Below are 13762 nucleotides of genomic sequence, written 5' to 3' on the forward strand. Positions count from 1 at the left end.
GTCCTTACTTATCTGTGTGTTTATTTAGCCCGGCGGATGCGCGAACCTGTTCGAGAATTGCCGTCCAGTCTTCCCGGCCACGGCCAGCGGCGCGTGCCTGGTTATAGACTTCGCGGGAGGCGGCGCCGAGCGGCATCGGCACATGCAGTTGGTTGGCAACGTCCAGGGCGATGCCAAGATCCTTGTGAGCTAAATCGATCATAAAGGCCGGGGAAAGATCGCCTTTCAGCACTTTGTTTGGCCAGGAGGTGGTGAAGTGACCTTTTCCGGCAGGCGTTCCGCTCATCACTTTTAAGGCCACATCGAAGGAGAGGCCGAGCGCTTCGCACAGCACGGCGGCTTCAGCAGACAGGGCATTTAGCGCAATACTCATGTAGTTGTTGATGAGCTTCACGCGGATCCCCATGCCGGGACCCCCTGCATTGATCAATTCATTACCCATCGCCATCAGAACTGATGTGGCGTGTTCTACCTGCTGTGCCGTTCCACCTGCCAGCAGCAACAGCGTTCCCGCGATAGCGTGATCGGAGGTGCGTCCAACCGGGCAATCCATCATGTCGAAACCTTTGGCACGCATATCGGCGATCAACTTGTCGGTTTGCAGTGGGTGAATAGTCGACATATCAATCACTAACGCCTGCGGGGAGAGGCTTTCGCAGATACCCTGCTCCCCGAACAGTACGCTACGCACCAGGGAGCCGTTTGGCAGCATGGTGATGACAAATTCTGCCCCCTTTGCCGTCTGGGCCGGGTTGTTGGCTGGCTGTGCTCCTTTTTCCACCAGGCGCTGAACGGCATCCGGGTTAACGTCAAAGACGCTGAGTTGATGACCCTGCTTCAGCAAGTTGCTCGCCATGGGTGAACCCATCTGACCTAATCCGATAAATGCTATAACTGCCATAACGTTCTCCTGAGACGTGGATGTCATTTTTTGTCATTTAAGGTCGTTTGTTTTTGTCTGTTTTTGATCGTATTTGTAATTTATGGTCAAAAAATTGACAGCCGTCACTTTTTAAACATTTTGTGAAATTAAAATGATCCCATCTTGAAACGCCTAAGGAATGACCATGATTCGTATTGCTTGTGTAGGTATTGCCGTGATGGATCGCATCTATTACGTGGAAGGTTTACCGACTGAAGGAGGTAAGTATGTGGCGAAGCGTTATACGGAAGTGGGCGGCGGGCCTGCTGCAACGGCCGCAGTGGCTGCAGCGAAGCTGGGCGCGCAGGTGGACTTTATTGGCCGTGTGGGCGATGACGACACCGGAAATAGCCTGCTGGCGGAGCTGGAATCCCTGGGGGTAAACACCCGCTACACCCGGCGCTACGTGGGGGCAAAGTCTTCGCAATCGGCGATTATGGTTGATGCGCAAGGTGAACGGATTATCGTTAACTATCCCAGCCCGGATTTACTGCCGGATGCTGATTGGCTCAATGAGATCGATTTTTCCCAGTGGGATGTGGTGTTGGCGGATGTTCGCTGGCACGAAGGGGCCAGGCAGGCGTTCACGCTGGCGCGTCAGGCGGGAGTGATGACGGTTTTGGATGGCGATGTAACGCCACAGGGTATTAGTGAACTGGTGGCGTTAAGCGATCATGCTGCATTCTCTGAACCTGGTCTGGCGCGATTAACCGGGATAAGCGATCCTGTCGCTGGACTGAAACAAGCACAAACGCTCACAAATGGTCATGTCTATGTGACACGAGGGAGCGAAGGCTGTGACTGGATAAAAAATAATACGTTGCAGCATCAATCTGGATTTAAAGTCGACGTCGTTGACACAACGGGGGCGGGGGATGTTTTCCACGGTGCGCTCGCATTCAGCCTGGCTGACGGCGATGCTCCGGAAGGGGCTGTCAGGTTCGCCAGCGGGGTTGCTGCGCTAAAATGTACACGTCCGGGAGGAAGAGCCGGAATCCCTGACTGTGATCAAACCCGATCTTTTCTGTCACTTTTTGTATAAAATGCCAGGGCAATGGTTTTTCGAGGAAATTTCATGAGTCTTACCGAACTGACCGGTAACCCGCGACACGATCAACTGCTGATGCTGATTAGCGAGCGCGGTTATATGAACATCGACGAGCTCGCCAGCCTGCTGGACGTGTCCACGCAAACCGTGCGTCGTGATATTCGTAAACTCAGCGAGCAGGGATTAATTACCCGTCATCATGGTGGCGCGGGTAGAGCTTCCAGCGTGGTGAATACGGCGTTTGAGCAGCGTGAAGTCTCCTGGACGGAAGAGAAAAAAGCCATCGCGGAAGCGGTGGCTGATTACATTCCTGATGGGTCAACGGTGTTTATTACCATTGGCACCACCGTTGAGCAGGTGGCGCGCGCACTGTTAAACCATAATCATTTGCGTATTATCACCAACAGCCTGCGTGTGGCGCACATTCTGTATAACAACCCACGTTTTGAAGTCATGGTGCCGGGGGGAACGTTACGTCCGCATAACAGTGGCATCATTGGCCCTTCTGCCTCGGCATTTGTCGCTGATTTTCGGGCCGACTACCTGGTTACCAGCGTTGGCGCGATTGAAAGTGATGGCGCGCTACTGGAGTTTGATGTCAATGAAGCCAGCGTAGTGAAAACGATGATGTCCCATTCAAGACACATTCTGCTGGCTGCGGATCATACGAAATATACGGCTTCTGCCGCGGTAGAAATTGGTAACGTGTCTCAGGTGACCGCGTTGTTTACCGATGAATACCCAGGTCCCGCATTGCATAATTTACTCCAGTCACAGCAGGTGGAAATTGTGCAAGTGAGTCCTTCACAGGACGATGCTCTGGCCGTGTAATTCTCTCCAGTGATGGCTCGATAAGTTCGTAGTCATCACTCTCACATAGTCAAACTTCTCCTTTCCCGCTACAGTTATTCATCCACGGCGAATAAGGAGAAGGGCATGCTCTATATCTTTGATTTGGGTAATGTGATTGTCGATATCGACTTCAATCGCGTGTTAGGCACATGGAGCGATTTGAGCCGTGTACCGCTGGCCTCGTTAAAGCAAAGTTTCACCATGGGGGAGGCTTTTCACCAGCACGAGCGAGGTGAAATAACGGATGAAGCTTTTGCGGAGGCGCTATGCCATGACATGGCGTTGCCGCTCAGTTACGAGCAGTTCTCTCACGGTTGGCAGGCCGTTTTTGTCGCCTTGCGCCCTGAGGTTATCGACATCATGCATAAGCTGCGTGAGCAGGGGCATCGGGTGGTCGTCTTGTCGAATACTAACCGTTTGCACTCGACGTTTTGGCCAGATGAATACCCCGAGATCCGTCAGGCTGCTGACCATATTTATCTTTCCCAGGACCTGGGCATGCGTAAACCGGAAGCGCGGATTTACCAGCACGTCCTGCAGTCTGAAGGTTTTTCTGCGCAAGATGCGATCTTTTTTGACGACAACGCCGATAATATTGAAGGGGCCAATCGGTTAGGGATTACCAGTATCCAGGTCGTCGATAAAACGACCATTCCTGACTATTTCGCGAAGTTGTTATGCTAAAAAATGTTCAGCAACAAGCCAGGCACCATACGCGTCCTGTACGGGCCTGGCTGAAGCAACTATGGCAGCGGATTGATGAAGACAACATGACGACGCTGGCAGGGAATCTTGCCTACGTTTCATTGCTCTCATTAGTGCCGCTTATTGCCGTTGTGTTTGCTCTTTTCGCCGCCTTTCCGATGTTTTCTGACGTTAGTGTCCAGCTGCGGCATTTTATTTTCGCAAACTTTATCCCGGCGACGGGAGACGTTATCCAGCGTTATATCGAACAGTTTGTCGCCAACTCGAACAAAATGACCGCCGTTGGAGCATGTGGGCTGATTGTTACGGCGTTATTATTGATGTATGCCATTGATAATGCGCTGAATACTATCTGGCGTAGTAAACGCACTCGCCCTAAAGTTTACTCTTTCGCCGTTTACTGGATGATTTTAACGCTGGGGCCGCTGCTGGCGGGGGCCAGCCTGGCGATCAGCTCTTATCTGTTGTCATTGCGCTGGGCCAGCGATCTCAACACGGTGATTGATAACGTTCTGCGTATTTTCCCGCTGGTGCTTTCCTGGCTCTCGTTCTGGCTGCTTTACAGCATTGTACCGACAACCCGTGTACCCAATCGTGATGCGGTTATTGGCGCCTTTGTGGCCGCCGTGTTGTTCGAAGCCGGAAAGAAAGGATTTGCGCTCTACATCACGATGTTTCCGTCGTATCAGCTCATTTACGGTGTCCTGGCGGTGATCCCCATTTTATTTGTCTGGGTATACTGGACGTGGTGTATCGTCTTGCTAGGCGCGGAAATAACTGTCACTCTCGGGGAATACCGCAAACTTAAACAAGCCGCAGAACAAGAAGAAGCAGAGCAACCATGATTGCATTAATTCAGCGCGTAACCCGTGCCAGCGTCACCGTGGAGGGCGAGGTGACGGGTGAAATTGGCCCAGGACTTTTGGTCCTGTTAGGTGTCGAAAGGGATGATGACGAACAAAAAGCGAACCGCCTGTGCGAACGCGTACTCGGCTATCGAATCTTTAGCGATGCCGAAGGCAAAATGAACCTGAATGTGCAGCAGTCAGGCGGCAGCGTGCTGGTGGTCTCGCAATTTACGTTGGCGGCAGATACTGAGCGCGGCATGCGTCCGGGCTTTTCAAAAGGCGCAGCGCCCGAGCGGGCAGAAGCGCTGTATGAGTACTTTGTTGAGCGTTGCCGCCAACAGGAAATGAATACGCAAACCGGTCGTTTCGCTGCGGATATGCAGGTTTCACTGGTTAATGATGGTCCCGTGACGTTCTGGTTACAAGTATGAACCAGCTACCGGTGTGGCCGCGGGCAACAAGAGAGAATACGACTATGTATCACCTTCGAGTACCGCAAACAGAAGAAGAATTGGAGCGTTACTACCAGTTTCGCTGGGAGATGCTGCGTAAACCCTTGCACCAGCCCAAAGGCTCCGAACGGGATGCCTGGGATGCGATGGCGCATCACCAGATGGTGGTGGACGAAGAGGGGAATCTGGTCGCGGTTGGGCGTTTGTATATCAATGCGGATAACGAAGCCTCGATACGCTTTATGGCCGTAGACCCCTCCGTACAGGAGAAAGGTTTGGGCACGCTGATGGCGATGACCCTGGAGTCTGTGGCGCGTCAGGAAGGGGTAAAGCGCGTAACCTGTAGCGCCCGTGAAGATGCGGTCGAATTTTTCGCCAAACTCGGGTTTGTGAGCCAGGGAGAAATCACCACGCCGCAAACCACACCGGTGCGCCACTTTTTGATGATTAAGCCCATCGCGACGCTGGACGATATTCTCCATCGCGGCGACTGGTGCGGACAGTTACAGCAAGCCTGGTACGAACATATTCCCTTGAGTGAGAAAATGGGCGTGCGCATTCAGCAGTACACCGGGCAGAAATTTATTACCACGATGCCCGAGACCGGTAATCAGAACCCGCACCATACGCTGTTTGCCGGAAGCCTGTTTTCACTGGCGACGTTAACGGGCTGGGGGCTTATCTGGCTAATGTTGCGCGAGCGTCATCTGGGCGGGACCATAATCCTCGCGGACGCGCATATCCGATACAGCAGGCCGATCACCGGGAAGCCTACCGCCATCGCCGACCTGGGCTCGCTGAGCGGTGACCTGGACCGTCTGGCAAGAGGCCGCAAGGCGCGCGTTCAGATGCAGGTCGGGGTATTTGGCGATGACACGCCGGGCGTTGTGTTTGAAGGCACCTACATTGTGCTACCCGCAAAACCGTTTGGCGCATATGAAGAAGGCGGGAACGAGGAAGAGTAGGCCTTCTAGCTGAAATGCAATATTGGGTTCATTTGCTGATGTAAAATGCGGATTATGAAAATGCCATAATCCGCATTTTGATAAAAAATCGCATGCTGTCGATGATTGTATTGACGGGTACCTTCCTTAATCGCAGAACAGTTGTGTCCCATCAAAGCGTTTTTCTCTAACAGTAAAAAAAGCTGTTCCATCTCAGTCGTGTATTTATCCGCCTGCTGATAACCGAATTTTCTCCAGGTGTATTCATAGATAGATTCAAAGTCTTCGACTGCCTGATTAGAGAGTTTATACATTCAGACTGCGCTTTTTCCTGTGCGCGACCTCCTGTAGAGTCAGGTCGCTTGTGCCGCTGTGTATCCCATCCTCCAGCGCGTCGCGTAATGCGTTGTTTCGCAATTCTTGTTCTTCCAGTAAACGTAATGCTGAACGGACAACTTCGCTGGTGGAACCATAGCGCCCACTTTCAATCATTTCGTTAATAAAACGATCGAGATGCTCGCCAATCGTAATGCTGGTAGTTCTGGGCATAGGTTTGTCCTTTGTGTTATCTATTCACACAAGATAGCACCCGTGGACGAAAACATGAACAACCTTACTGACCTAGCCGCCAGGCCACATCCCGCATAATGCTTCGTGCTGCCTGACTCACCCCAGCCAACTGGAAAAATCCGTGGATAACGCCGAGATAGCGTTGGCAAGTGCACTCCACGCCCTGCTCCTGGAACCGTTGATACAGGGCCTCGCCTTCATCTCGCAGTGGGTCGAATTCAGCTGTAATGATGTGCGTGGGCGGCAAACCGTTGAAGTCTTCGCGCCAGAGTGGGCTGACTTCGGGATGCAGTGGATCGGTTTGCGGCATATACATCTCGTAGCCCGACAGCAGCGTGTCGCGGGTGATAATGTAATCCTGTCCATTATGGTCATAGCTCGCAAACCTGACGGTTGCGTCCAGCATCGGGTAGATCAACATAAGCTGCGCAGGTTGCCATTGTCCGCTAGCTTTCAGGCGTAGTGCGGTGACCAGCGCCAGATGCCCGCCCGCGCTGTCACCGGCAAGCGTAATGTTGCTGCGGTCGACTCCCAGTTTCTGGGCATACTTCCAGATAATATTGGCCCCCGATTCAGCATCGTTATGCGCTGCCGGGAAGGTGTGCTCTGGTGCGAGGCGATATTGCACCGCAATCACCCGACAGCCGCTGTACCACGCGAGCTGCCTTAGCTGATTATCATGGGTGGCGAATCCACCGCTGACAAAGCAGCCGCCGTGATAATAGATAACGCAGGGGAGATTTCCTGTGCTGCCCCGCGGCGAAACAACGCGAAACGTCATGGCATCGAGTTCAATATCTTCAACCTGTACGCGGGTTTCAGTTTCTCCTGCCAGTGCAGTGCTGGCGATGTAGCCTGCTCTCCGGTCATCAATATTCTGCTCACGTGAAGAAGGGCGTCTCGCCGCGATAAATGCCTCAACAAGCTGTGCAATCCCGTTTTCCAGTGCCATTTATTATTCTCCTTATCTGTATATATATACAGTTTTATAACCTGGATACTCACGAATGAAAATGGGAAAAAAGGGGGCGGGTATGATTCTGGAAAGCTGCTCGCAAAAATAAAAATCGTTCGCGTGAAGGCTACTTTCCCACTTTTCTCAGGTGTATGTTGTGTGGAAATTAATCGCTGATGATATACTGGAGGTATATGTGAGTATGATGGCTGGGATGGATATGGGCAGAATTTTACTCGATTTATCAGATGAGGTGATTAAACGTCTTGATGATCTCAAGGTTCAGCGCAACCTGCCGCGAGCAGAACTCTTGCGGGAGGCCGTTGAACAGTATCTTGAGAGGCAGGATCAGGCTGAAACAACAATTTCACGTGCTCTTGGGCTGTGGCAAGGCTGTGAGGAAGATGGTGTTGAATACCAGCGTAAACTCCGTGAGGAATGGTAATGGTCAAAGGATCAGCTCTTTTTGATACCAACATCCTCATCGACCTTTTTAGCGGGAGAAATGAAGCAAAACTAGCGCTAGAAACATGGCCGCCGCAGAATGCAATCAGCCTCATTACATGGATGGAGGTGATGGTGGGCGCAAAAAAATACCATCAGGAAGCCCTTACTCGCGTTGCGCTAGGCGCTTTTAACGTGATCGACATTTCACAGGATATTGCTGAACGAAGCGTGAGTATCAGACAGGAGCATGGGATGAAATTGCCGGATGCCATTATTTTGGCCACTGCGCAGATTCATCGTCTTACATTGGTTACGCGTAATACCAAGGATTTTGCAGGCATATCAGGCGTGGTCACGCCGTATGCGTTATAACCCGGGCGACCTACGCCGCCCGGTGGTACGGAGAACTTACTCCCCTTCACCCGGGAATAAGAACGGGTTGATGGAGCTGCGGGCGAAGCCCTCTTGCTCCATGTGAGCGTCCAGCATCAGTGAAGCGAGATCGTCAGCTACTGCCTCAACTTTCGGGTCTTTTTCCTGATAGAGAATCTTCAGGTAAGTCCCGCAGTCGCCGCAGCTTTCAGCTTTAATCGCTGCCTGTTCGTTATCCAGCGACCAGTAGTTCAAATCACGGCTCTGTTCGCAGTTGCTGCACTTCACGCGCACCACGTGCCACTCGGTTTCACACAGGTTGCAGTGCAGATAGCGCAGCCCCTGAGTGGTACCGATTTGCACCATGCTGGAGACCGGCATTGAACCACACACCGGGCAGTACTGACGCTGTTCACCGTATTCCGCACGGGCTTTGCCGGGGATCAGGCTTGCCATCTGCGCCCAGTAGAGCGACAGGGCAGCCCAAATGAACGGCGCTTTGTCGCTGCTGACGGAGGCGAAATCAGAGGCAAACAGCGCGCTGGCCATCAGCTCCAGTTCCTGCTCTGAGGCTTTTTCCAGATTCTCGATCACGGCTAGTGCAGGGCCGCTCATCTCCGGCTTCAGCTCAGCAATTAACGATTGCAGCAGTTTTTGCCAGTGCTTGTCGCGTGGCAGGACGTGAATGTCCAGCGGCGGTTTGCCCTGATCGTTCGCTTCTTTGATGCGAGCGGTCAGATCTATCTGCAGCGGATGGTCGTACAACACCACTTCCTGCGCGTGTGCGATCAGCGCGGCAAAGCGCAGATAATCGCCAAGCGGGTTGTTCTCGGCCAGCTCGCGCAGACGCTCAGCGCGGCGGTTATACAAATTTTTGAGTCTGGGGAATAATAACGGCGGAATCATATCCGCCGTGCGTTTCTCGCTCTTCTCCAGCTCATCTTGCGGGATTATGCGAATACTCATTCAGATGACTTTTCCTGTTTCTGGCGGACTTCACGGTACCAGCGCGGGTGATGTTTCTTCGCCCATGAGCTGGTAACCCATCCTTCCACCATCGCGGTAATGGTGCCTTTCACCCAAAGGGCGGCGTAAATGTGCACCATGATAACCACAATTAACGCTACTGCGGCAAATGAATGCAGCATTAACGCGAATCGGATCACCGGGATTGAGAAAGCAGGCGCAAAATACGGACGCCAGATGACCACTCCGCTCACCAGCAACAGGACCAGGAAGATAATCGCCGCCCAGAATACGCATTTCTGGCCGAAGTTATAACGTCCCGTGTCACCTACTTCCTCGTTGACGACAATCTTACGAATATTCTTCGCCCAAAAGATATCATCCCGATTGATTAGATTGTGGTGCCAGTAACGGAAAAACATGATGATAAACGAGGCAAACATGATCACGCCGACAAACGGGTGCACAATTCGCGCCAGTTGCGGAGTGCCCATGATGTGCATCAGCCAGTTAAAAGATGGGAAGAGAAAGCCCATCCCGCTCACTGCCGCCAGAATGAAGCAGAAGGCGGTGATCCAGTGGTTGATGCGTTCCGGCGCCGTGTAGCGCACGATGGTGTCACGTCGTTTCATTTGCGCACCTCGTCTTTTTCTTCATGCAGATTGTCTTCTTCCTCTTCCGCACGGTTCGGGCCTACGCCGACGTAGTGGAAGATACTGGCCGCAAATGTCGCTGCAAAGCCGACGGCTGCGAGAGGTTTCCAGATGCCTTTCCAGAATTTCACGGTGGCGCTGATTTCCGGGTTCTCCGGCAGACCGTGGTACAGATTCGGCTTGTCGGCATGGTGCAATACGTACATTACGTGCGTACCGCCAACGCCTGCCGGATCGTACAGACCCGCGTTTTCGTAACCACGCGTTTTCAGCTCCGCTACGCGCTCGCCGGCCAGCGTTTTCATCGACTCTTTGGTGCCGAAATGAATGGCGCCGGTTGGGCAGGTTTTCACGCAGGCCGGTTCTTGCCCGACCACCACGCGGTCAACGCACAGCGTACATTTGTAGACGCGGTTGTCTTCCGGGTTGAGGCGCGGTACGTCGAACGGGCAGCCCGCGATACAGTAGCCACAGCCGATGCACTGCTCGGACTGGAAGTCGACGATCCCGTTGGCATACTGAATGATTGCGCCTTCAGCCGGACACGCCTTCAGGCAGCCCGGATCGGCACAGTGCATACAGCCATCCTTGCGGATAAGCCATTCCAGTTTGTCGTTTTGTTCCACTTCTGAGAAGCGCATTACCGTCCAGGATTTAGCGGTCAAATCAGCCGGGTTGTCGTACACCCCAACGTTGTTACCCACTTCATCACGGATGTCGTTCCATTCAGAACACGCCACCTGACACGCTTTACAGCCGATACAGGTGGTGACGTCGATAAGCTTCGCCACCTCTTCCTGATGGTCCCGCGCCTGAGGCGCGGGGGTGAAACCGTTAGTGGCGGAACGACGAATGATGTCTTGCGATTGATAAGCCATAGGTCGTCTCCGTTACACCTTTTCCACGTTCACGAGGAAGGACTTAAATTCCGGCGTCTGCGTGTTCGCATCACCGACGAATGGCGTTAACGTGTTAGCGATAAAGCCTTTTTTCGCCACACCTTCGTAGCCCCAGTGAATCGGAATACCGATAGTGTCGATATCCTTACCGTTAGCCTTCAGCGTGCGAATACGTTTAGTCACCACCGCTTTGGCCTTAATGTAGCCGCGGTTAGAGGAGACTTTGACGGTATCGCCATGGGAGATACCGAGCTTATTCGCCAGCTTCTCGCCAATTTCCACAAACTGTTCCGGCTGAGCGATGGCGTTCAGCAGCGCGTGCTTGGTCCAGTAGTGGAAGTGCTCGGTCAGACGGTAGGTCGTACCGACGTACGGGAACTTATCTGCTTTACCCAGTGCTTCCGCGTCACCTTTAAAGATACGCGCGGCAGGGTTAGAGATAACGTTCGGGTGCAGCGGGTTAGTGCCCAGCGGCGTTTCAAACGGCTCGTAGTGTTCCGGGAACGGACCTTCCGCCATCTTATCGATAGCAAACAGGCGTCCCATCCCTTCCGGCTGCATGATGAACGGCCCAACGTTGCTGCCCGGTGCGGCGGCGCTGTAGTCCGGAATATCCATCCCGCTCCATTTTGCCCCGTCCCATTTCAGGATCTGACGTTTTGGATCCCACGGATTCCCCTGCGGGTCAGCAGAGGCGCGGTTGTACAGAATACGTCGGTTGAGCGGCCACGCCCAGGCCCAGCCCAGCGTGTTGCCAAGGCCGGATGGATCGGCGTTATCACGGCGCGCCATCTGGTTGCCGTCCGGCGTCCAGCTACCGGCAAAAATCCAGCAGCCGCTGGAGGTCGTGCCATCGTCACGCAGTTGGGCGAACGAGCTAAGCTGTTGGCCTTTCTTGACGATAACCGCGCCGGTTGCCGGGTCGGTAATGTCGGCCAGCGCTTTACCGTTACTCTCCATCGCCACTTCTTCCGAAGCCGGTTCGTGTGGGGTGGAGTAGTTCCAGGTCATGCTCAGCACCTGTTCCGGGTTCGCGCCACCCTGCTCGGCATACATCTTACGCAGGCGTAAGAAGATACCAGCGAGGATTTCGCCATCGGTAACGGCAATCCCTGGGGCATCAGCGCCTTTCCAGTGCCACTGCAGCCAGCGACCGGAGTTGACGATAGAACCATTCTCTTCGGCGAAGCAGGTGGATGGCAGACGGAATACTTCGGTCTGGATTTTCGACGGGTCAACATCGTTCGACTCACCGTGGTTCTGCCAGAAGGTGGAAGTCTCAGTGTTGAGTGGGTCGATAGTGACCAGGAACTTCAGTTTGGACAGTGAAGCCACAACTTTGTTTTTATTCGGGAATGACGCGACCGGGTTAAAGCCCTGGCAGATATAGCCATTCACTTTGCCCTGGTTCATCATCTCGAAGTACTGCAGGACGTCGTACCCTTTATCCCACTTCGGCAGCCAGTCGAAGCCCCAGCTGTTTTCCGCTGTCGCTTTATCGCCAAAGAAGGCTTTCATCATCGAAACGAAGAATTTCGGATAGTTGCCCCAGTAGTTCACCTGACCTTCCAGCAACGGTTTTGGTGTGTTGGCGGCAAGATAGGTTTGCAGGTCAGTCTGTTTTTCGCTCGGCAGCGTCATATAGCCTGGCAGGCTTTGTGACAGCAGGCCTAAGTCGGTCAAACCCTGAATGTTGGAGTGACCGCGCAGGGCGTTAACGCCGCCGCCTGCCATCCCCATATTGCCAAGCAGCAACTGGATCATCGCCATGGTACGGATGTTCTGCGCACCCACGGAGTGTTGCGTCCAGCCCAGGGCGTACAGGAACGACGCGGTTTTATCTTTGGCGCTTGTTTCTGCGATGTACTCACAGACCTTCAGGAAGTCGGCCTTTGGCGTCCCGCAGATGTTTTCTACGACGTCCGGCGTGTAGCGGGAGACGTGCTGTTTCAGCAGGTTCCACACGCAGCGCGGATGTTGCAGGGTGACGTCGCGTTTGGCGAAGCCTTTTTCATCCAGTTCGTAGTTCCAGCTGGTTTTGTCATACTTGCGTTTATCCGCGTCGTAGCCGGTGAACAGGCCATCTTCGAAACCGTAATCCTCACGCACGATCAGGCTGGCGTTGGTATAGGCCTCAGTGTATTCGCGGTTGAATTTTTCGTTGTTCAGCAGGTACAGCAAGACGCCTGACAGGAAAGCAATGTCAGTACCGGAACGAATCGGAGCATAGAAATCAGCTACCGCGGCGGTTCGCGTAAAGCGCGGATCGATAACAATCAGCTTCGCGCCGTTGTGAATTTTGGCTTCCATCGCCCAGCGGAATCCGACCGGGTGAGCTTCAGCAGCGTTACCGCCCATCACCACAACGAGGTTGGCGTTTTTAATGTCGACCCAGTGGTTGGTCATCGCACCGCGACCAAATGTTGGAGCAAGACTTGCTACCGTTGGTCCGTGTCAGACGCGTGCCTGGTTGTCGACCGCGAGCATACCGAGCGCGCGGGAGAATTTTTGCGTTAAATAGCCGGTTTCGTTACTGGAAGCGGAAGCACACAGCATCCCGGTGGAAAGCCAGCGGTTAACGGTTACGCCTTCGGCGTTTTGCGCAACGTAGTTAGCGTCGCGGTCTTCTTTCATCAGCTTAGCGATGCGGTCAAATGCCTCATCCCAGCTAATCTGTTGCCACTTATCAGAGCCTGGTGCGCGGTATTCCGGGAATTTCAGGCGGCTTTCGGAGTGGATGAAGTCCACAAGTCCTGCCCCTTTCGGGCACAGCGCGCCACGGTTCACCGGGTGATCCGGGTCCCCTTCGATATGGAAGATGGATGCTTTGGCGTTTTTAGCTCCGTCACCGAGGCTGTACATTAACAGTCCACAGCCAACGGAACAGTAAGTGCAGGTGTTACGGGTTTCACGGGTGCGCAGCAGTTTATATTGCCGTGTTTCCGCGAGCGCTACGCCGGGTGCAAAGCCCAGTGCCGCTGCCGTGGTGCCTGCCATACCGCCAGCGCAGATCTTAAAGAACTGCCTTCTGCTGACCTGCATGGTTCGCTCCTTGTTTCGACATTGTCACGTTCCCTTCGCTTTTCTATAACGCGAACGCGAGGGAAGTGGTTGTTATTTTTCTTTGCG

Annotated in this window: 16 protein-coding genes; 8 read left to right on the forward strand and 8 right to left on the reverse strand. The window is 53.5% G+C overall.

The annotated features are described in order from the left end of the window. Positions 1 to 4 precede the first annotated feature (4 nt). Positions 5 to 901, reverse strand: coding sequence for a sulfolactaldehyde 3-reductase (gene yihU, locus OGV77_RS09100; protein ID WP_087050722.1), 897 nt, complete (start codon positions 899 to 901; stop codon positions 5 to 7). A 166-nt stretch (positions 902 to 1067) separates the two neighbouring features. On the opposite strand from yihU, the gene OGV77_RS09105 reads away from it, so the two are divergent. The 6 genes from OGV77_RS09105 to fabY all read left to right on the forward strand — a co-directional run bounded on the left by OGV77_RS09105 (position 1068) and on the right by fabY (position 5792). Then, a complete protein-coding gene (locus OGV77_RS09105) occupies positions 1068 to 1964 on the forward strand; it encodes a sugar kinase (protein WP_047407495.1) in 897 nt (298 codons plus the stop codon). A gap of 33 nt (positions 1965 to 1997) precedes the next feature. After that, complete coding sequence (locus OGV77_RS09110) at positions 1998 to 2801, forward strand: DeoR/GlpR family DNA-binding transcription regulator (RefSeq protein WP_003847907.1); 804 nt, start codon at positions 1998 to 2000, stop codon at positions 2799 to 2801. 105 nt (positions 2802 to 2906) lie between these two features. Beyond that, positions 2907 to 3506, forward strand: a complete 600-nt coding sequence (yihX, locus tag OGV77_RS09115) for a glucose-1-phosphatase (protein ID WP_087050721.1) — start codon at positions 2907 to 2909, stop codon at positions 3504 to 3506. Then, complete coding sequence (locus OGV77_RS09120; protein WP_087050720.1) at positions 3500 to 4372, forward strand: virulence factor BrkB family protein; 873 nt, start codon at positions 3500 to 3502, stop codon at positions 4370 to 4372. The genes yihX and OGV77_RS09120 overlap by 7 nt, the downstream gene beginning before the upstream one ends. Further along, positions 4369 to 4806, forward strand: a complete 438-nt coding sequence (gene dtd / locus OGV77_RS09125; protein ID WP_003028671.1) for a D-aminoacyl-tRNA deacylase — start codon at positions 4369 to 4371, stop codon at positions 4804 to 4806. The genes OGV77_RS09120 and dtd overlap by 4 nt, the downstream gene beginning before the upstream one ends. A gap of 44 nt (positions 4807 to 4850) precedes the next feature. Beyond that, entirely contained in the window at positions 4851 to 5792 is a 942-nt protein-coding gene (gene fabY, locus OGV77_RS09130) for a fatty acid biosynthesis protein FabY (protein ID WP_003825286.1), read from the forward strand. A gap of 5 nt (positions 5793 to 5797) precedes the next feature. Here fabY and OGV77_RS09135 read toward each other — a convergent pair whose 3' ends face one another. From OGV77_RS09135 to OGV77_RS09145, 3 genes are all read right to left on the reverse strand, one after another. Further along, positions 5798 to 6085 carry a type II toxin-antitoxin system RelE/ParE family toxin gene (locus tag OGV77_RS09135; RefSeq protein WP_003825284.1) on the reverse strand — a complete coding sequence of 96 codons (288 nt, stop codon included), beginning with the start codon at positions 6083 to 6085 and terminating at the stop codon, positions 5798 to 5800. After that, positions 6078 to 6320 (reverse strand): type II toxin-antitoxin system ParD family antitoxin, encoded by a 243-nt coding sequence (locus OGV77_RS09140; RefSeq protein ID WP_003825282.1) that lies wholly within the window; start codon positions 6318 to 6320, stop codon positions 6078 to 6080. Before OGV77_RS09140 ends, OGV77_RS09135 begins: the two co-directional genes overlap by 8 nt. A gap of 64 nt (positions 6321 to 6384) precedes the next feature. Then, entirely contained in the window at positions 6385 to 7293 is a 909-nt protein-coding gene (locus OGV77_RS09145) for an alpha/beta hydrolase (protein WP_087050719.1), read from the reverse strand. Positions 7294 to 7498: 205 nt separating this feature from the next. On the opposite strand from OGV77_RS09145, the gene OGV77_RS09150 reads away from it, so the two are divergent. Together OGV77_RS09150 and OGV77_RS09155 are read left to right on the forward strand one after the other, a co-directional pair. Further along, positions 7499 to 7741, forward strand: coding sequence for a ribbon-helix-helix domain-containing protein (locus tag OGV77_RS09150; protein ID WP_043018956.1), 243 nt, complete (start codon positions 7499 to 7501; stop codon positions 7739 to 7741). Beyond that, positions 7741 to 8115 carry a type II toxin-antitoxin system VapC family toxin gene (locus tag OGV77_RS09155; protein ID WP_087050718.1) on the forward strand — a complete coding sequence of 125 codons (375 nt, stop codon included), beginning with the start codon at positions 7741 to 7743 and terminating at the stop codon, positions 8113 to 8115. The genes OGV77_RS09150 and OGV77_RS09155 overlap by 1 nt, the downstream gene beginning before the upstream one ends. A gap of 36 nt (positions 8116 to 8151) precedes the next feature. On the opposite strand, the gene fdhE is transcribed toward OGV77_RS09155, so the two are convergent. The 4 genes from fdhE to fdnG are packed head-to-tail and all read right to left on the reverse strand — an operon-like array spanning position 8152 to position 13675. Next, a complete protein-coding gene (gene fdhE, locus OGV77_RS09160; protein WP_043018887.1) occupies positions 8152 to 9081 on the reverse strand; it encodes a formate dehydrogenase accessory protein FdhE in 930 nt (309 codons plus the stop codon). Continuing rightward, entirely contained in the window at positions 9078 to 9713 is a 636-nt protein-coding gene (gene fdoI / locus OGV77_RS09165) for a formate dehydrogenase cytochrome b556 subunit (protein WP_003028686.1), read from the reverse strand. The genes fdhE and fdoI overlap by 4 nt, the downstream gene beginning before the upstream one ends. Beyond that, entirely contained in the window at positions 9710 to 10612 is a 903-nt protein-coding gene (fdoH, locus tag OGV77_RS09170; RefSeq protein ID WP_003028691.1) for a formate dehydrogenase O subunit beta, read from the reverse strand. The genes fdoI and fdoH overlap by 4 nt, the downstream gene beginning before the upstream one ends. A 12-nt stretch (positions 10613 to 10624) precedes the next feature. Further along, positions 10625 to 13675 carry a formate dehydrogenase-N subunit alpha gene (gene fdnG / locus OGV77_RS09175; RefSeq protein WP_141110892.1) on the reverse strand — a complete coding sequence of 1017 codons (3051 nt, stop codon included), beginning with the start codon at positions 13673 to 13675 and terminating at the stop codon, positions 10625 to 10627. Positions 13676 to 13762 lie beyond the last annotated feature (87 nt).

Origin of the sequence: Citrobacter sp. Ce129, from assembly GCF_030334545.1 — a bacterium.
Taxonomy (GTDB): domain Bacteria; phylum Pseudomonadota; class Gammaproteobacteria; order Enterobacterales; family Enterobacteriaceae; genus Citrobacter; species Citrobacter europaeus.

Excerpts from the sequence above, each read along its gene's own strand:
- yihU (WP_087050722.1), bottom strand. The coding sequence starts at position 901 with ATGGCAGTTATAGCATTTATCGGATTAGGTCAGATGGGTTCACCCATG.
- OGV77_RS09105 (WP_047407495.1), top strand. The coding sequence starts at position 1,068 with ATGATTCGTATTGCTTGTGTAGGTATTGCCGTGATGGATCGCATCTAT.
- OGV77_RS09110 (WP_003847907.1), top strand. The coding sequence starts at position 1,998 with ATGAGTCTTACCGAACTGACCGGTAACCCGCGACACGATCAACTGCTG.
- yihX (WP_087050721.1), top strand. The coding sequence starts at position 2,907 with ATGCTCTATATCTTTGATTTGGGTAATGTGATTGTCGATATCGACTTC.
- OGV77_RS09120 (WP_087050720.1), top strand. The coding sequence starts at position 3,500 with ATGCTAAAAAATGTTCAGCAACAAGCCAGGCACCATACGCGTCCTGTA.
- dtd (WP_003028671.1), top strand. The coding sequence starts at position 4,369 with ATGATTGCATTAATTCAGCGCGTAACCCGTGCCAGCGTCACCGTGGAG.
- fabY (WP_003825286.1), top strand. The coding sequence starts at position 4,851 with ATGTATCACCTTCGAGTACCGCAAACAGAAGAAGAATTGGAGCGTTAC.
- OGV77_RS09135 (WP_003825284.1), bottom strand. The coding sequence starts at position 6,085 with ATGTATAAACTCTCTAATCAGGCAGTCGAAGACTTTGAATCTATCTAT.
- OGV77_RS09140 (WP_003825282.1), bottom strand. The coding sequence starts at position 6,320 with ATGCCCAGAACTACCAGCATTACGATTGGCGAGCATCTCGATCGTTTT.
- OGV77_RS09145 (WP_087050719.1), bottom strand. The coding sequence starts at position 7,293 with ATGGCACTGGAAAACGGGATTGCACAGCTTGTTGAGGCATTTATCGCG.
- OGV77_RS09150 (WP_043018956.1), top strand. The coding sequence starts at position 7,499 with ATGATGGCTGGGATGGATATGGGCAGAATTTTACTCGATTTATCAGAT.
- OGV77_RS09155 (WP_087050718.1), top strand. The coding sequence starts at position 7,741 with ATGGTCAAAGGATCAGCTCTTTTTGATACCAACATCCTCATCGACCTT.
- fdhE (WP_043018887.1), bottom strand. The coding sequence starts at position 9,081 with ATGAGTATTCGCATAATCCCGCAAGATGAGCTGGAGAAGAGCGAGAAA.
- fdoI (WP_003028686.1), bottom strand. The coding sequence starts at position 9,713 with ATGAAACGACGTGACACCATCGTGCGCTACACGGCGCCGGAACGCATC.
- fdoH (WP_003028691.1), bottom strand. The coding sequence starts at position 10,612 with ATGGCTTATCAATCGCAAGACATCATTCGTCGTTCCGCCACTAACGGT.